The sequence below is a fragment of the Ruegeria sp. N4 genome, assembly GCF_056531425.1.
The window spans coordinates 1-15,729 of sequence record NZ_JBQFLT010000011.1; the positions used below are offsets into that span (position 1 = coordinate 1).

Here is a 15,729-nt window from a genome sequence, read left to right on the forward strand (position 1 = left end):
GATACACCATCCGCTCGTAGCGGTCCGGCTCTGGGGTGTACGGCATGGGTTTTGGCTTTGGCGGTCGTTGAGCTTTGGTCATGCGCACATATCCCGCGAAAGTCAGTCATATTGGCGGATTGAGAAATGGCGGCGGTCGTGAAACCGGCTGGGAAATCGAAACGGTAATCAATCATGCCCGGCGATTTGACCCATGCGTCAATGGTATCCCTAGTGTTTACCGAGAGTTCAAACTGAACGGGTCGCCGGGTTTGCTCTGGGTCACAGACACACTCTCGCGAACGCCGTCATCTCTGACCAAATCGCTGACGCACAGTTTCACCAAATCGCATCCGCGAAGCTTGCTGTCGACGGCCACGTTGGACAGCGCAAGGTCGTGCAGATTACGCGCCAGTTCGAGCCGCGCGTGGCTCGCCCAGACCTGTTTCGGCAGCAGCGACATTTTCTGGCGGACGGTCCGGGCCCTGTTCCAGGCTCTGCGTTTCGGGGTGACTGCGGGAAGTTGGCCTCTTGGCATATTAGGTCCTCCAATCCTCCCTCCAAGCCCAGACATCAGCATCGCGCTGACACCTGACTCTAACTGGCGTTTAGAACGGCCGTTGTCCGGTTGCTTGTTCGTTGGGAAATGCCGTGGCAGCATTGGGCCGGTCTGAGCCCATGCCTCCCGAATGCCGCACAGCGTTCGAAGGGCGGGTTTTGAAAATTCTAGCAGAGCAGCGAAACGACTTGATCGGATTCGGGCCTCCGCTTGCCAACATTAGGTAGTTGAGCGCACAGATGACGCCCGGTATGGCAGGTGCGTTCGCTGGCAGGTTTCAGCGCTCCGTTCGCCAGGGCGTCTTCAATCAGGCAAAGATGCCCGATCAAGACGCCGGCACCGGCTTTGGCTTCTTCTACCGCAAGGCTATAAAGGGAAAACCTCGGACCGCGCGTCGGATCGCTTGTGGGCGTGGCTGTTGCCTTTGACCAAACGGCCCAGTCATCTGCCCATGTCTGGTCGTGCAGAAGCGCCGCTGTCTCGAACTCTGCGCCCCGTTCCAGAAGCGCAGGTGCGCACACGGGAACAATCTCATCGGCACAAATCGCGACCTGATCGGGGGATCCATCCGGCACATCGAAGAAGATCGCCAGATCGAACAGTTCTCTCGACAGGCTCGGCGGGGTTTCCATGGCCGTGACCGAGAAGTTGATCATGGGGAAGTGTGCTCTGATCTTACTCAGTCTTTTCGGCAACCAAAGCTGAGCGACAGAGGGAAGGGCTGCGATGTGAAAATCCACGTCCGGTCCAAGGTTTCGCAAGGCGCGCGTTGCATCCGCCAAAGCGTCAAAGGCAGATGTGAACCTCGAGACCAGCGATGCTCCGGCCTTTGTAAGCTCAACTCCTTGAGCGTTTCGGCGAAAGAGTGACGTGCCTGCCCAATCTTCCAGAGTTTTAATTTGCTGAGAGATCGCACCGGGCGTGACGCAAAGCTCATCCGCAGCCGCGACAAAACTGACGTGCCGCGCAGCGGCTTCAAAGGCCCGCATGGCGTTCAGTGGTGGTCCTTTCGGACGTTTGGGGGCGACACTCATTTTTAGCCTTAGTTTTTCTACGCCAAGAAATAGCAAATCTGCTTTGCGCTGTCACGCTTTGGGCGCCAGATTGGCGCAAATAGGAGGATGGTGGATGATACTTGCACAGCGAAACTGGGTTCCCGGAACGAGCGAAACTCTGGTTCAGGATATTGCCAACCAGACTGCGTCCAATACCTCGGCCGATCTTCTGGCCCGGGTTCAGGACCTCGCAGAACGGAACCGTGTGATCCACGAGGAAGAATGCTTCAACCTGAACCCGGCAACCAATGTCATGAACCCCAGGGCAGAGGCGCTCTTGTCGTCAGGTATCGGTTCGCGCCCGTCCTTGGGCTATCCCGGTGACAAGTATGAAATGGGATTGGAAGCGATCGAAGAGATCGAGGTCATCGCCGCCCAGCTGTCCGCCGAGGTGTTCGACGCCAGATTTGCTGAAGTCCGCGTGCCCTCTGGCGCGATCGCGAACCTTTACGGATTCATGGCGACGTGCAAACCGGGTGACACGATTATTGCGCCGCCTGCGTCGATAGGCGGGCATGTGACGCACCATATCGCGGGCTGTGCTGGGCTTTACGGCCTGCGAACGGTCGAGGCTCCGGTAAACGCAGATGGCTACACGGTCGATCTGGATCAGCTTCGAGTATTGGCCCGGGCCGAACGACCCAAGCTGATCACAATCGGCGGCAGTCTGAACCTGTTTGAACACCCAGTGGCCGACATCCGTACAATTGCGGATGAGGTCGATGCCAAGGTTATGTTCGACGCGGCCCATCAATGCGGGATCATCGCCGGGCGGGCATGGTCGAACCCGCTGAAGGAAGGGGCCCATTTCATGACGATGAGCACTTACAAAAGCCTTGGGGGGCCGGCTGGCGGACTGATCGTCACCAACGATGCCGAGATAGCAAAGGCGCTGGATGCCATCGCGTTTCCCGGGATGACTGCCAACTTCGATGCTGCGAAGACGGCTGCTCTGGCGGTGACCATGCTGGATTGGCGCGACTTCGGGGAAGCCTATGCCAAAGAGATGATCGCAATGTCACAAGCCTTGGCTGCGGCATTGGACTCTGAGGGGGTTTCGGTCTTCGCAGGGGCCGATGGATTTACGAACTCCCACCAGTTCGCCGTATTGGCCGAACCCTTTGGTGGCGGTCAGGCGGCGTCGAAGAAGCTGCGCCCGAATGGGTTCCTTGCCTGCGGCATCGGACTGCCTGTGGCTGCGGTTGACGGCGATATGAACGGGTTGCGCATTGGCACGCCAGAACTGGTCCGTTGGGGCATGACGACGACCGATGCAAGTCAGCTTGCCGGGCTGATAAAGCGTGGCCTTAACGGCGACGATACGGGTCAGGAGGTGGCCTCATGGAGAAAAGACTTCGACACGCTCTGCTTTGTTCATTGAGACTGACAGCAGCCATTGGTGCCTGCCTGACGACAGGCGGCTTTGTCACGCATGTGAGAATTGCCGTCGAGATTTTCGCTGCGCCATGAACGAATGGCAGCGATCTCTTCCACCACGCGGCGTCCTAAACCGAGCACCTGCGGCGATTTTCGTGCTGCGCGCGCTCGCAGCGAAAATCTGAGAGATCTCCTATTGGCTCAACGCGGACCTTAGCCGCAGCGCTAGTGAATGGCCGTTGTCTATGTTGGGTCAGAATTGCTTGACGTTTGGGGCAGAATTGGATGACGCAGTTTATCCATTTGTTGAGGTTTTGGAAGTCGGTTGAGTCAGAAAACAGTGACGTTCCACAGCTTTGTCTGGCGACACATAGTTCTGCCACCAGCGACAGAACCTTGTCATTTTCGCCTCACTCCCTTTTTCCAGCTTCCAGGCCGACATTATTGATCTGACTTCCTTTTGGGAAAATCAGGGCTGATTTGCAGATCAGACGCCAAAGGCGCCTGTTCCTGCTGATCTGCCACGTAGCGAACGCGGATGGGGGCGAGGCAATGCTATTCGACAATAGTGGTGCGGCCAGCAGATTATAGAAGCTGAGCTTCGTTGCGCTCTGCCTCATGAGCCAGTCGGGGTTAGTGTCGCCGTGCGCTCTTCGAATTGGAGACGCGAGAGCGCAATCCATACGGCCATGATTGGATTATGAAGTTCAGGTTTCGCGTCATAGGCCTAATATTCCCATTAGGATTGCGAATCTAACATTAATGTCAGATAATACTCTCACCAAAAATTAAGACGCAGTGGGAGGAACTAAGACAATGCGCAGAAAGACACGACTGAAGCACCTCGCCGAAAAAGTACAAAAAGGCGAGCGTATCGTCGGCATGGAGTGCCATGACACGCCAAGTGCAGTCATGGCAGAAGAGCTCGGAATGGACCTTCTGTGCTGCGGCAGTCCAGGACCCATGGGACTTATGGGCCATCCGTCCATGGCAACGGTCGACTTCGAAGAACAACTCTACATGCTGGAAGGTGTTCTCAGAGGCGCGTCGTCCCCGTTCATCATTTGCAACATGCCGAACACAACGGCCTGTATCTCGATTGAAGAGTCAGTGCGCAACGCAGCAAAAGTCGTGAAACTTGGTGCTGACGGGGTCCACATCGAACCCTCTCTTGGAACTGTAGATCACATCCGAGCAATCGTAGATGCTGGGATACCTGTTGTTGGTCATTTTGGTGTTCAAGGTGAACGTGCTGTCATGAACTCTGGTCATTCTCCCGCAGGACGAACGGCCGAAGAAGCCGCCCAGATTGTCGAATTGGTGAAGGCTTCGATTGATGCTGGTATTTTCGCGGCGCTCTTCGAGCATACATCTGTTGAGCTTACGAAGTGGTGCTATGAAAACCTACCTGTGGCCGTGGCCAGCCTTGGATCTGGCCCTCACGCGCACGGGATTTTCCATGTATCGAGCGATATCATCGGGTGCTCGGTCTTTCCTATCCCGCCAAAGCGAGAGGTTTTCGGCGATGTATGGGGCGAGATGCAACGTGCCTACGGAGCCTACTTCGCTGCCGCAACGAACGGGCAGTTTCCTAAGCCTGATCAGAGTCATACGATGCATGAGGGCGAACATCAAAAGTTCCTCGCAATGATCAACTAGGATATGGATCACACAACGCAGCCAGGCCCCGCAGATTTCTTGCGGTGGCTTGCTGCTTTGCCCTTCAAACGAGACTTATGTGTGGAATGTGGAGCCGGTCGAGCCGAGTTTTCCGCATACTTGCAGCCAATGTTTAGCCGGGTCATCGCGACCGATTCCGCGCCGCCATGCAAGTCGTTGCAATACGTCCCCGTGCAAAAGTGCCGTGCAGAGGCGTTACCGTACTCGGCAAGCAGCGTAGACCTTCTATTTTCTATGCAAGCGGCTCACTACTTTGATCTTCAAAAACATACTCATGAGGTAAGAAGGGTCTTGCGGCCCGGCGGGATTTTCGCTGTCTTTTCATGGGGAGTGGCAGAGTTGCCAATTCAGGTAACTCAGGCCTATGCGCCCGTCTTTGAAGCGATTTCCCCATTTTGGGAGACGGAGCGAAAGTGGGTTGTCAGCGGATATAAAAGTTTCAGGTTCCCGGGGCTGCGCATTGAGATCCCACAGTTCCACCTCACAAAGTGGCTTACACCAGAGGGTCTTGAGACCGAAATGGCGTCATGGTCTGGGGTCCAAGCGGCCTCCAGGGGCGGCATCGAGTTTCCAGAACCACGACTCGCGTCTTGCGGCTTGCACGAAAATACAAATTTGAATGCAGGTGGCGTATTATCGGTCAGGTGTATCGTTACTGACTACTTCCAGACCATCGCGGCCACTGAATTGTGATGGACCACATCATTCATCGGGCAATCCGGGCAAGTCTCCGGAGCCGGAACGTTCTTGCAACCCTGGCACTTACTGACTGTCTTGGATGCTTCGACAATTTCAGACCTGAGTTCCAAAGCCTGTTGCGCTTTCTCAGAAAGCAACTCGGCAAGGTTATCCAACAACCCCCCAACAGATGATGCCGACTCATCACCGGTCTGATGTTTCAGGCGCTCTTGCGCTATTTCCGAGAGGCTGTCCAAACCGATATCCAGCAATCGCAACCGATGAATCAAGCGCGCAACCGATAAGTCGGCATCGCTGTATAGTCGCGTACCCTTTGCCGACTTTGTTGGTGCAATGATCCCAAGACTCTCGTAATGGCGCAGCATTCGCTCCGTCAAACCTGATTTTTCGACGATCTCACCGATTTTCATAGCAACGCTTCTCGTGAATGTGGGCTTGTTTATCTAACATAGTGTCAGAAAACCAGCGTTATTGCTGGTTCAATTGCTTCACCGCAGCACCGTCATGTTGTGCAAGCCTCTGCTCTGCAGACATCAGTTAAGCCCATTTCTCTCCATCGCTCGCCGCGCAGGTATTTGAGCTAAGCTCTTTATTTTGTTTGCTTCCGGCGGGAGTAGTTGCGGGAGGCTTTGGCTCTGTTTCCTCAGGTTTCCATGATGCACCACTTGCGCCGGGCGTTTGTGGTTTCGTCAAGAAACAGCCAGCCGCAATCGGAGCCGGGGCACGTCTTCACGCGAGTCAGTGCGCGCTTATCGCTCAATATCGACAACGCGGAGATTGCGATCAGCCGAATCAAAGGCCAGCGGCGCAGGCTTAATAAAGACCGGTTTGGCAAGGCTTCAAGCCTCTGCAATTGTATATCAATGTTCAGATCTATAAATTGTGCGGGGTTCAAAATTGCACTTCTCAGGTTTGATATGAACGCACGAATTGTCTCGTTTGACGAAGAGTGAAGCGCATTGGGCAGCCCGAGTTTCTGAGCCAAAATGTCTAAATTTGCGGTCGTTCCAACTTTATCATTTAGGACCTGATTGTCGTTCGCCCAGTTTGCCGCGTTCAGGGAATCCAATGCCAGCCAGCCTGTAATCGGTCGAACGATGGTTTGTGTACTGTAGTTCGTGGCGCTTTCTAACCACTATTAGGGTTGACCGGCATGGCGCTTTGAACGCTACCTTTACCATGGTTTGAAAAATGCTGCGCCCAATATATGTTATGAAAACCTTAGGTTCGTCCAGACATGGCGGGGAATCCTGTGCGGGGCGCTGCGGTTGGCTCCAATAACCATCTTTGTAATTCCGTTTGGAGTGGGCTTTGGAGAACCGGCCATTGAAAATGGGCTAAGCGTCTTTCAGGCCGCGATGATGTAGAGATCGATGAATGGCGTTGATCTGATCACTATTTTGGCCGAGCGCGGGGCCCTGGATCACCTGAACCCCGAAGAACTTTCATAGCTGGGCCAGTATCCCGTTCGAGTCCATTGCCCCGTTTTCGGTTTGCGTCCGAACGACGTCCAACCGTGCATACTTAGTCAGTGAAGCAGACAGTTAGTTAAGAATATCAGCTATGGCACCTATCAGGTTCAACACCTCGTGCGTCTCTCGGTTCACCTGATACACATAGTCTCCGGCACGCACATAATAGCCGTTTCGCCGCAGCCCATATCGGCTGGGATTGTCGATACGCACATACCCATCGTAGATGTAATCCCCAACCCGATATCGTTTGACTTGGCCTGGCGGTACGCATGGAACCGCTTTCTTGGCCAATCCCGGTGGGCAATGTTTTGCTTTGGATTTTACGAGAACGGGCTGCAGTTCCGTGTTTTTATCGATAATATGTTTAAGATTGTGAGAATGAGCGTCGAAGCTCGCGCTCGAAACAGGCGCGGTCTGAGCGATGAATAACGTCGCCGCGAATCTCAATGCCGTTTTCATCATTTTTTGCCTCCTTTGACGTCATATCCCAGTTATGATCTCCATCGGATTTAACCAACCCATAGGCGGAGAATGGCTTGTCGATGGCGATTTGTGCTCTGCCGCGTTGGTTTGTTTCGCACGACATTCTCACCTAACGACCTTCCAAATCGTCAAACCGGGAGGGGTAATAGCTGGGTCGCGCGGCCAGACAATTCATTTGTTTTTGTCTCGTAAACAACATTAACCGAAGGTGAACAATGTATTCTCAATGCGTTCAACCAAGCTTGGGCATAGTGATCTAGTTGGATCGAACGACACCTAGTTCGTTTGGTGGAAACAAGGGGAATAAGATGGTCAAGCCTGCCTTTGTGACTGAAGACGACAGCAGAGCTGCTGCGATGCGAACCGCCGGTAAATCTGTTGAAGAGCGTCTGCAAACCACGATGAATTCGAGCAATGGTCGCTTCCCTCCTGTCGAAAATGCACTGACAGAGATTATTAAAAACAAGCGGCTATCCGAGGCTCACCAAAACGTCTGAAGGCGAGTCAGCTGACCCCCGAACAATTCTCGATTTCGTCCTAAATATCGGAATTGTACCTAAATCCCGTCCCATCTTGGGGCGGGGTTTTCTTTGTGCGCGTCGCGATTGCCGAAAGCCAACACTTAAAGTGCCGAAAGGCCCTTGACCGTCCCGGCTTTCGGGACGTCCAAGAGTGGAGGTCAACAATGGGCAATCAGCTTCGGTTCATAGCCCAAGAAGCGATTTAACCTGCGCTTCAACCGCGTCGGTGACCGGTTTGTTGGCGGCTGCTTCCAAGGCTTCACGTTCAGCCAGATCCTGCTCTTCAACAAGCTCTGCCAGTTCTTCCGCCTCTTCGACAGCTTCGTTGTAGTCAATGGCGGCTTGTCTTTCGTCATTTAGGTCCTGGGCTTCCTCGATCGAGTCGTCCAAAGCGGCCTGGGCTTCTGCCAGCTGTGCTTCGATGTCAGGATCTGTACCGCCCGCGTCGTCCAAAGCCTGCTCAAGCTCTTCAACCTTGTCTCGGTTGGCTTGAACATCGCCCAGCGCGGTTTCCAAATCATCCTCGATTTCTTGAACTGACCGGTCTGGTTGTTCCAGTCCTGCAAGAACCTCCAACTGTTCTTCCAGTTCCTCACGCAATGGCTCACCTGCCAGCACCGTGTCTCGGTACTTGGCTATTCTGCCAACCCGTGAATTGGGTGCGGCATTGGCCAGTGCAGTTGGGCTAGCATTGGCCGCGTTAAGCGCGCCCAGTTCCGAGGGATGAGCGCCAAGTAGCGCTGCAAGACGGTTGCCTTTGGTTCGGGAAACGGGGCGTTTCGACTCTTCCACAATTACAGTCTCGCGAACCGTTTTTTGCGCCTTGGCCTTTTGCGCTCCACGTGTTGTCGTGGCGCCCTTGCGAGTGGATTCTGTTTTGCGGGCTTTGCTTTTCCCTTTGAACAAGTCCTTCAGAGAGAACCCTCCGCCTTTCTTCTGACCGGACCGAGCAGACTGAGACTTTGTTTTACTCTGACCGGATTTCCCGGCCTTGCTGCCGCCACGGCTTTTGTCGGCCCCTTTGCCGCTATTGCCAGCAGAGCTGCGATCTCCGCTGTCGCCCTTAGCGCCGTTGCCGTTTCCGCCCCCGTTGCCGTTTCCACCACCATTACCGTTGCCGCCGCCATTGCCATTGCCGCCGCCATTGCCGTTGCCTGGCTTGGCATAGGCAAAATCGGGAGTTGCGACAGTGGCGACAATGGCCGTTGAGCCCAGCAAGGCGATTGCGATTGTCGAGGCTTTCAGCAGTCCGCAATTGGTGGTTTTCATCTCAATCTCCTCACAACTCACAGCAACGGCTGTCAGCATTCACAGCTTAGCCGCTGTATCCGGGCAGCATGATCCCTGGTCGAATCAACAAAGTTGGACAGCATTAAACTTGAGGTCGCTTGAACGCAGGGCTAACTGCTTGTTCATCATCGGTTCATGTCCGGCCTTATAGTCTTCGTCGACTGTGTTTGAGGGTGTAATGCAAGCCAAAGTGTTATTTCTGGTTGTGGCTGTGCTGACCGTCTTGTCCGGAGGGCAAGCGGCGGCGGACGCGCGTGAACTCAAACAGTCTGAACTGCGCATGGCGACGTTGTCCGGCAGCGCAATACGGCTGAACCGTGTCATCAAGGGCGTGGAAAAAGCCTTCGGTGGAACGCCAGTCGATGCGCGCGCATTCAAAACGGACAAGATTTACTATCGTATTCTGGTCAAAAAGCCGGGCGGAAAGATCGTCAGTGTGATCGTAAATGCCCAAACCGGCACAGTCGTCTCGAACCGTTCGAGTATCGGGCGCGAGATTTCCGAGGCCGCACGCAATTCAACCAAATCCAAAAGCAATAATGGTCAGAGTGCCTCTGCCACCCGTGGAAACAGCGCAGGTCGCAGCAATGCCGGCGGCAACAGCAACGGTGGTGGCAACGGTAACGGCGGTGGCAATGGTAACGGTGGCGGCAATGGCGGTGGCAACGGTAACGGAGGCGGCAATGGCGGCGGAAACGGGGGCGGCAACGGCGGCGGAAATGGCAACGGTAATGGCGGCGGCAATGGTGGTGGAAAGGGCGGCGGTAAAAAATAGCGTGAAGCTGACGACCCTTTACCTATAGTCTCTCGATATGCGAATACTCCTTGCTGAAGACGAACCCCAGCTTTGCGAGCAAGTGAAAAAGCTGTTGGGTGCGGAAGGCCGCGTGGTCGACGTGGCAAATAATGGGACGGATGCCCTGCATCTGGGGTCGACCGAACCGTACGACATGATCATCCTCGACATTGGCCTGCCCGAGCGTGACGGTATCTCGGTTCTGCGTGAATGGCGCAGCGCGGGTGTCAAAACCCCGGTTTTGATCCTGACTGCCCGAGACGGCTGGAGCGAACGTGTCGACGGCCTGGATGCCGGCGCGGATGACTATATGACCAAGCCGTTTCACATGCCCGAGCTGGCCGCGCGGGTTCGTGCCATCTTGCGGCGCCAGAGCGGCCAGTTGAACCCCGTAATAGAAATGGGGGATGTCTCACTGGATACACGAAACGGTCGGGTCAGTGTTGCAGGCATTCCTGTCGATTTGACCGCGCAGGAGATCGCAGTTCTGACATATCTGGCGCACAACATAGGTCGTATGGTGTCACGCACTGAGTTGTCCGAACATATCTACGAATATGACGGCGACAGAGATTCCAACACGATTGCCGTATTCGTTACTCGCCTGCGCAAAAAACTGGGCTCTGATTTGATCACCACCGTCAGGGGGCGCGGCTACATGATCGATCCAACCTGATGCTCTCGTTGCGTCAACGGGCCTTACTCGGTGGTATCGCCTCGGGAGCTTTGTCGGTAGGCGTTGGTACGTTGGTGGTGTTTTCCTACATCAATACGCGCGTTCTGGATCAGTTCGACGGAGCGTTGCAGGACCGGCATACCCAACTTGTCGTTGGTCTCAGCGCCACCACGGATGACCCTGAAACCTTGCGACAATTGGTGTTCGACCCGGCCTATGGCACGCCTTACTCGGGACGCTATTGGCAAGTAACGGACAGTGCCGGGGCCATTTATACGTCTGCCTCGCTCTTCGATGAAACGATTGCCGAACCTCCAAGCGCAAGTGGCGAAACAACCGTTTGGAACACCATGGGCCCGGATGGTGAGGCCATTCGCAGCGTCTACCAGAAGATTACGTTCGAAGACGGGACGGAGTGGGGCGTAACAGTCGCCGAAAGCAGAAGCGAACTGATCAACGAACGCAGCGCTGCACAAAGAAACTTGTTACCGGTCTTCGGCTTGGTTGGTTTGATCGGCGTGGCCAGTTCTCTTTTGCTGATGTCCGCCATTGTCGGCCCGCTCAGGAAATTGCGCGCCGATGTGGCCCATCGCTGGGATCAGGGCGATGATCTGGTTCCCAAAGACTACCCGGATGAGGTTTCCCCCTTGGTGGAAGATCTCAATAAATTGCTGCATCGAAATCGCGAAATTGTCGCCGCTTCGCGAAGGCAAGCGGCGGATCTGGCGCATGCGCTCAAAACACCGACGGCCATCTTGCGAAACGAATTGGCCGAACTGGTAGACGCCGGAGCACATACCGAGCCCGCGGAAGAGGCCCTGACCCGAATAGACGCGCAGCTTAGCCGTTCACTCGCGCGCATGCGTGCTTCAAACACCGGAGAGCTGACGCATTCCAGGACTGACCTATCGAATTCGGTCGAACGACTGTCCCGACTGTTCTCGGTCATGGCAGAGCGCGAGGGGAAGACGCTTGTCTCGGATTGCGAGGCTGGTCTTCGCGTCCGAATGGACCCTCAGGATATCGAGGAAGTGATCGGAAACCTTCTTGACAACGCCCTTAAGTGGAGTCGGGCAGCATTCCAAATCACTGCGAAGCGAACGGAAAGCGGTATAGAGCTTTGCGTGGAAGATGACGGACCCGGTATTCCGGAAAGTGCCCGAGATGAGGTCTTGCGTTCCGGCAGTCGGTTGGACACCTCTGTAACGGGAACAGGGTTGGGCCTGTCTATTTCTGTTGATTTATTGGCCGCGTACGGTGCGAAGCTAGAACTCGGAGCATCGAAACGTTTAGGCGGCTTGGCTTGTGAAGTGACGATTGATCTATGAGAAAAGCGTATCACCAAATGTAGCTGGCGTCTCGGCTCTGTTCCCACGCTACGCTAAAGTCTCTGGTTAATTCAAAATTAGACCTTGTAGAAGTTGCCCCTCAGTTCAATTTAACCTGCACGACGGCTTCAGATATTCACTGATAGCCGCAATACCTGCTTCGGCGCAGATGTCGACGAATTCCTTGCCATTTGCGTCCTAACCAGGAGATCCGACAATTTCGATGCAACCGATGACGGCGCCTTCGTAAACGATCGGGATGTCCCCTGAGAGGGTAACCAGGCCGATTTAATTGAAGACAGCACCTAACGTAGGTTCATGCTCATTTTGGGCCTCAATCACCGAGGACGCTTCGCGGCGTGATGCGGCCGTGATTGCTTTGCGGCTGCTGGTGTGAACGGTGTGGGGAAACGCGCCTTCGCGCATCAGTTGGACGCGGGGCTGCGCGCGTTGGTTTGCGACCGTAACCGTGGTGGCAAATCCCATATCTGCGCAGGTTTGAGATGCGACTGTGGCCGCAGTTTGTGCCGATTCTAGGGGAATACTCATTTCCATGTACGGATCGGCCAGCGCAACGCCGGTCAGCAAAGCCGAGGAGGTACAGAGTGTCTTGGCAAACATATTCATTTTGACGTCCTTTTCCGAGAGGTAGTTGGGCGAGTGGTTGAAAGGAAGGATCTGCACTGGCCGTCGTTTTGCAGTTTTAAACGTGGCTCTGCGAAACTAATTTGGACTGGCTCTACACATGCGTTGACGAGGTCGTGCGTTTATGCGGCGCACATCTTATGTCGCACGAACCGGCAGGTGTATTGGGGATGTTGGCAGGTCTCCTCAGCCAATGGGTCAGGCGGCGCTCGGATTTGCTGGGGCTGCATTGAACAGCATGCTGGCAAGCTCTGACATGCGGCCTCAGCCCGTCGATGACTGGAGTGTACCGATCCTTGCAGCCGCCCAACAGATCGGGGTGCGAACCGTCGCTACCGCCTATCCACCCATCGGTCCCGTGAGGACGCATCTGGATAGAGCCGAACCCAAATTGGCCGAGGCTGGTGTTTCGCTGCACCGGGTGAGGCGCAAGTACGATAGTGTTGCCTGGCCCTACGCAAAATCCGGCTTTTTCAGGTTAAAAAAGAAAATCCCAACCATTCTAGCAAATCTGAACTTGTTGCGATGAATCGTTCCGGCGCGCGCGAACGGCGGCGACCGGGGCAAAAGAAGAACAATTATTTGCCAAAGGTACGGCGTGTCATATTTCGCTTCTAAACAGAACGCGCCGGAACGACCATGCCCATTGCCACAATCCTTCTGCCCAACCAGCTATTTACCGATCATCCGGGTTTTGCAGAGCCCCCGGACCTGGTGGTTCTGTTCGAGGATCCATTGTTCTTTGGCGACGCGAGATATCCCGCGCGGATGCATAAGCAAAAGCTCTGGCTCCATCGGGCCAGCATGGTGCGTTACCAGCAGGATTTAATCGCCAAAGGTTTGAATGCCGAGGTTTATCCTTATGAAATGCGGACAGATGTTTGCGCACGTCTGTTTCAGCGGCTGGCAAGGACAGGGATTGATCGCGTCGTGATGGCGGATCCGGTGGATTTCATTGCGCGAAATCGGCTCCAAAAGGCTTCTGAGATTATGGGTATCGCTCTGGAGATACGTCCATCGCCTGGTTTTCTGAACACAGGTGCCGATAACGCGGCATGGATCACAGGCCGAAAACGTTGGTTCATGGCCGAGTTCTACAAAAGTCAGCGCCGTCGTCTGGATGTCTTGATGGACGGCGATCAACCAATGGGGGGCCAGTGGAGCTTTGACGGGGATAATCGAAAAAAGGTTCCCAAAGCGCTGCTTGGCAGCTTGCCGTGGATTGATTGGCCCGCGCATGGCCCCGTTGACCACGCTGCAAAGGATAGCGTGATCTCTGAGTTTCCGGACGCGCCTGGGTCGCTGGACAGGCTTTACTATCCGACATCGCATGGGGCGGCAGCGGATTGGTTGCAACAATTCCTCGAACGCCGGTTTTGTCAGTTCGGCGATTTTGAAGATGCCATCGTCGAAGGGGAAGGCTGGCTTTGGCACGCTGTTCTGACACCCGTGCTGAACATCGGGCTGCTGACGCCCAGACAAGTGCTGGACGCGACGCTTGAACACGCGCAGACACGGGATATCCCCCTCAATTCCGTCGAGGGGTTTATCCGGCAGATCATTGGCTGGCGAGAGTTCATGCGCGCCACCTATGAACATCTTGGCGTCGAGATGCGGACCACCAATCATTGGGGCCACAGCCGCAAGATGCCCGCATCTTTCTACAATGGTACCACGGGCATCGACCCGATTGACGACACAATCGGGCGCATTCTGCAGACCGGTTATTGTCATCACATCGAACGGCTGATGGTTCTGGGTGGTTTCATGTTCCTGTGCGAGATCGACCCTGATGAAGTTTATCGCTGGTTCATGGAGATGTTCGTGGATAGCTATGACTGGGTCATGGTTCCAAACACCTATGCCATGAGCCAGCACGCCGATGGCGGGCTAATCACCACCAAACCCTATTTTTCGGGTTCAAACTATATCCGGAAGATGAGCCATTGGGGCAAAGGCCCTTGGGCAGAGGTTTGGGACGGCCTGTATTGGCGTTTCATTTTCAAACATCTGGACGAGCTTGCACACAATCCGCGCTGGTCGATGATGTGTAAAACGGCAATACGGATGGATTCGGAGACCAAGAAAAAGCACCTGATCGTCGCCGAGGCTTTTATGGCTCGGCAGCAATGAAAGCGCTACCGGACATTGAGCTGTTACCCGATAGAGTCTGTTACGAAGTCCATTCCAGAATGGCCGAAACTGTGTTTTTGGCTTGTTTTCACCAGACCAAAGAGGTTCAGGCTTTGGTTCAAGGATCTGTTCGGCCACAACTCCTCAGCATTTGCGGGTACGGTTGCCATCAACAGTGATATCCAGAGTAGTTGGGCAAGGGCGATCAACCTTGGCTTTAGTCAAGTTCTCGACAAGACGCACTTAGCGAAACCCATCTTCCCCGTCCGAGTGCAGTTTTGGACCGCGCTCTGCGATAGGTTCAATTGCGTTTTCGACCGTTCGATTGGGCGCGGCGTGGACATCGGTGATGCGTGTTGTGGATGGTTTTGCCCATTTCACCGCGTTGCGGAGAACCAGTCGAACAGTCTCGTCATGATACGTGGGATAGGTTTCGTGCCCTGGCCGGAAATAGAAGATGTTACCGGCCCCGCGGCGGTAGGTCAGGCCTGACCGGAAGACCTCGCCGCCCTGAAACCAACTGACAAAAACCGTTTCAAGCGGGTCCGGAACGCTGAAAGGCTCGCCGTACATTTCTTCATGCTCGAGTTCGAAATAGTTCGGCAGCCCTGACGTGATCGGGTGTCCGGGGGCTGTCACCCAAAGGCGTTCGCGCTCACCAGCTTCGCGCCAGGTTATTGAGCATGGCGTGCCCATGAGTTTTTTGAAGATTTTGGAAAAATGCGCCGAGTGTAACAGGATCAATCCCATCCCTCCCCAAACGGCATCTGAAATGCGATCTACAACCTGGTCCGAGACGCCGCCATGTGCGGCGTGCCCCCACCAAAGCAGCACGTCAGTTCCGTCCAGTCGGCTTTGGGGCAAACCATGTTCCGGTTCCTGCAAAGTTGCGGTTGTCGCTTCGATTTCCGGGTCTTGGTTGAGCGCGCCGGCGATACAGTCATGCATACCACGGGGGTAAATCGAGGCGACTACCTGATTGGTCTGTTCGTGGACGTTTTCGCCCCATACGACGGCGCGGATCATGATGAAA

Annotated in this window: 16 protein-coding genes; 8 read left to right on the plus strand and 8 right to left on the minus strand. The window is 54.9% G+C overall.

From position 1 onward, the window contains the following. Positions 1-217: 217 nt before the first annotated feature. On the minus strand, positions 218-442 hold the full coding sequence (locus ACR0LW_RS15935; protein WP_480883228.1) for a site-specific integrase: 225 nt from the start codon (positions 440-442) through the stop codon (positions 218-220). Positions 443-705: 263 nt separating this feature from the next. After that, positions 706-1,572, minus strand: a complete 867-nt coding sequence (locus ACR0LW_RS15940; protein WP_480883229.1) for a LysR family transcriptional regulator — start codon at positions 1,570-1,572, stop codon at positions 706-708. Positions 1,573-1,666: 94 nt separating this feature from the next. Here ACR0LW_RS15940 and ACR0LW_RS15945 point away from each other — a divergent pair, with 94 nt between their 5' ends. The 3 genes from ACR0LW_RS15945 to ACR0LW_RS15955 all read left to right on the plus strand — a co-directional run bounded on the left by ACR0LW_RS15945 (position 1,667) and on the right by ACR0LW_RS15955 (position 5,343). Continuing rightward, a complete protein-coding gene (locus ACR0LW_RS15945; RefSeq protein ID WP_480883230.1) occupies positions 1,667-2,974 on the plus strand; it encodes an aminotransferase class I/II-fold pyridoxal phosphate-dependent enzyme in 1,308 nt (435 codons plus the stop codon). Between the two features lie 812 nt (positions 2,975-3,786). Further along, complete coding sequence (locus tag ACR0LW_RS15950; protein ID WP_170456597.1) at positions 3,787-4,629, plus strand: 3-methyl-2-oxobutanoate hydroxymethyltransferase; 843 nt, start codon at positions 3,787-3,789, stop codon at positions 4,627-4,629. A gap of 3 nt (positions 4,630-4,632) precedes the next feature. Then, positions 4,633-5,343, plus strand: coding sequence for a class I SAM-dependent methyltransferase (locus ACR0LW_RS15955; protein ID WP_480883231.1), 711 nt, complete (start codon positions 4,633-4,635; stop codon positions 5,341-5,343). Here ACR0LW_RS15955 and ACR0LW_RS15960 read toward each other — a convergent pair. From ACR0LW_RS15960 to ACR0LW_RS15970, 3 genes are all read right to left on the minus strand, one after another. Beyond that, positions 5,310-5,759 (minus strand): MerR family transcriptional regulator, encoded by a 450-nt coding sequence (locus ACR0LW_RS15960; RefSeq protein ID WP_170736673.1) that lies wholly within the window; start codon positions 5,757-5,759, stop codon positions 5,310-5,312. The genes ACR0LW_RS15955 and ACR0LW_RS15960 overlap by 34 nt on opposite strands. A 233-nt stretch (positions 5,760-5,992) precedes the next feature. Next, the gene (locus ACR0LW_RS15965; protein ID WP_480883232.1) at positions 5,993-6,418 is read right to left on the minus strand and encodes a CGNR zinc finger domain-containing protein; all 426 of its coding nucleotides are present in this window, start codon (positions 6,416-6,418) and stop codon (positions 5,993-5,995) included. A gap of 475 nt (positions 6,419-6,893) precedes the next feature. Then, complete coding sequence (locus ACR0LW_RS15970) at positions 6,894-7,286, minus strand: hypothetical protein (RefSeq protein WP_480883233.1); 393 nt, start codon at positions 7,284-7,286, stop codon at positions 6,894-6,896. 329 nt (positions 7,287-7,615) lie between these two features. Between ACR0LW_RS15970 and ACR0LW_RS15975 the strand changes: the two genes are divergently transcribed. Next, entirely contained in the window at positions 7,616-7,804 is a 189-nt protein-coding gene (locus ACR0LW_RS15975) for a hypothetical protein (RefSeq protein WP_170456588.1), read from the plus strand. 207 nt (positions 7,805-8,011) lie between these two features. Here the strand turns inward: ACR0LW_RS15975 and ACR0LW_RS15980 are convergent, their stop codons facing one another. Further along, positions 8,012-9,136 (minus strand): hypothetical protein, encoded by a 1,125-nt coding sequence (locus ACR0LW_RS15980; protein WP_480883234.1) that lies wholly within the window; start codon positions 9,134-9,136, stop codon positions 8,012-8,014. Between the two features lie 160 nt (positions 9,137-9,296). Between ACR0LW_RS15980 and ACR0LW_RS15985 the strand changes: the two genes are divergently transcribed. The 3 genes from ACR0LW_RS15985 to ACR0LW_RS15995 are packed head-to-tail and all read left to right on the plus strand — an operon-like array spanning position 9,297 to position 11,918. Further along, the gene (locus ACR0LW_RS15985; RefSeq protein ID WP_480883235.1) at positions 9,297-9,893 is read left to right on the plus strand and encodes a PepSY domain-containing protein; all 597 of its coding nucleotides are present in this window, start codon (positions 9,297-9,299) and stop codon (positions 9,891-9,893) included. A 37-nt stretch (positions 9,894-9,930) separates the two neighbouring features. Further along, positions 9,931-10,590 (plus strand): response regulator transcription factor, encoded by a 660-nt coding sequence (locus tag ACR0LW_RS15990; RefSeq protein ID WP_480883236.1) that lies wholly within the window; start codon positions 9,931-9,933, stop codon positions 10,588-10,590. Then, the gene (locus tag ACR0LW_RS15995) at positions 10,590-11,918 is read left to right on the plus strand and encodes a sensor histidine kinase (RefSeq protein WP_480883237.1); all 1,329 of its coding nucleotides are present in this window, start codon (positions 10,590-10,592) and stop codon (positions 11,916-11,918) included. The genes ACR0LW_RS15990 and ACR0LW_RS15995 overlap by 1 nt, the downstream gene beginning before the upstream one ends. 288 nt (positions 11,919-12,206) lie before the next feature. Here the strand turns inward: ACR0LW_RS15995 and ACR0LW_RS16000 are convergent, their stop codons facing one another. After that, positions 12,207-12,545, minus strand: a complete 339-nt coding sequence (locus ACR0LW_RS16000; protein ID WP_480883238.1) for a heme-binding protein — start codon at positions 12,543-12,545, stop codon at positions 12,207-12,209. Positions 12,546-13,202: 657 nt separating this feature from the next. On the opposite strand from ACR0LW_RS16000, the gene ACR0LW_RS16005 reads away from it, so the two are divergent. After that, positions 13,203-14,696 (plus strand): cryptochrome/photolyase family protein, encoded by a 1,494-nt coding sequence (locus tag ACR0LW_RS16005; protein ID WP_480883239.1) that lies wholly within the window; start codon positions 13,203-13,205, stop codon positions 14,694-14,696. A 243-nt stretch (positions 14,697-14,939) separates the two neighbouring features. Here the strand turns inward: ACR0LW_RS16005 and ACR0LW_RS16010 are convergent, their stop codons facing one another. Beyond that, on the minus strand, positions 14,940-15,722 hold the full coding sequence (locus ACR0LW_RS16010; protein WP_480883240.1) for a ThuA domain-containing protein: 783 nt from the start codon (positions 15,720-15,722) through the stop codon (positions 14,940-14,942). Between the last annotated feature and the right edge of the window lie 7 nt (positions 15,723-15,729).

What these genes read in the sequence shown, in the direction of transcription:
- ACR0LW_RS15935 (WP_480883228.1), bottom strand. Translation starts at nt 442, where the DNA reads ATGTCGCTGCTGCCGAAACAGGTCTGGGCGAGCCACGCGCGGCTCGAA.
- ACR0LW_RS15940 (WP_480883229.1), bottom strand. Translation starts at nt 1,572, where the DNA reads ATGAGTGTCGCCCCCAAACGTCCGAAAGGACCACCACTGAACGCCATG.
- ACR0LW_RS15945 (WP_480883230.1), top strand. Translation starts at nt 1,667, where the DNA reads ATGATACTTGCACAGCGAAACTGGGTTCCCGGAACGAGCGAAACTCTG.
- ACR0LW_RS15950 (WP_170456597.1), top strand. Translation starts at nt 3,787, where the DNA reads ATGCGCAGAAAGACACGACTGAAGCACCTCGCCGAAAAAGTACAAAAA.
- ACR0LW_RS15955 (WP_480883231.1), top strand. Translation starts at nt 4,633, where the DNA reads ATGGATCACACAACGCAGCCAGGCCCCGCAGATTTCTTGCGGTGGCTT.
- ACR0LW_RS15960 (WP_170736673.1), bottom strand. Translation starts at nt 5,759, where the DNA reads ATGAAAATCGGTGAGATCGTCGAAAAATCAGGTTTGACGGAGCGAATG.
- ACR0LW_RS15970 (WP_480883233.1), bottom strand. Translation starts at nt 7,286, where the DNA reads ATGATGAAAACGGCATTGAGATTCGCGGCGACGTTATTCATCGCTCAG.
- ACR0LW_RS15975 (WP_170456588.1), top strand. Translation starts at nt 7,616, where the DNA reads ATGGTCAAGCCTGCCTTTGTGACTGAAGACGACAGCAGAGCTGCTGCG.
- ACR0LW_RS15980 (WP_480883234.1), bottom strand. Translation starts at nt 9,136, where the DNA reads ATGCTGACAGCCGTTGCTGTGAGTTGTGAGGAGATTGAGATGAAAACC.
- ACR0LW_RS15985 (WP_480883235.1), top strand. Translation starts at nt 9,297, where the DNA reads ATGCAAGCCAAAGTGTTATTTCTGGTTGTGGCTGTGCTGACCGTCTTG.
- ACR0LW_RS15990 (WP_480883236.1), top strand. Translation starts at nt 9,931, where the DNA reads ATGCGAATACTCCTTGCTGAAGACGAACCCCAGCTTTGCGAGCAAGTG.
- ACR0LW_RS15995 (WP_480883237.1), top strand. Translation starts at nt 10,590, where the DNA reads ATGCTCTCGTTGCGTCAACGGGCCTTACTCGGTGGTATCGCCTCGGGA.
- ACR0LW_RS16000 (WP_480883238.1), bottom strand. Translation starts at nt 12,545, where the DNA reads ATGAATATGTTTGCCAAGACACTCTGTACCTCCTCGGCTTTGCTGACC.
- ACR0LW_RS16005 (WP_480883239.1), top strand. Translation starts at nt 13,203, where the DNA reads ATGCCCATTGCCACAATCCTTCTGCCCAACCAGCTATTTACCGATCAT.
- ACR0LW_RS16010 (WP_480883240.1), bottom strand. Translation starts at nt 15,722, where the DNA reads ATGATCCGCGCCGTCGTATGGGGCGAAAACGTCCACGAACAGACCAAT.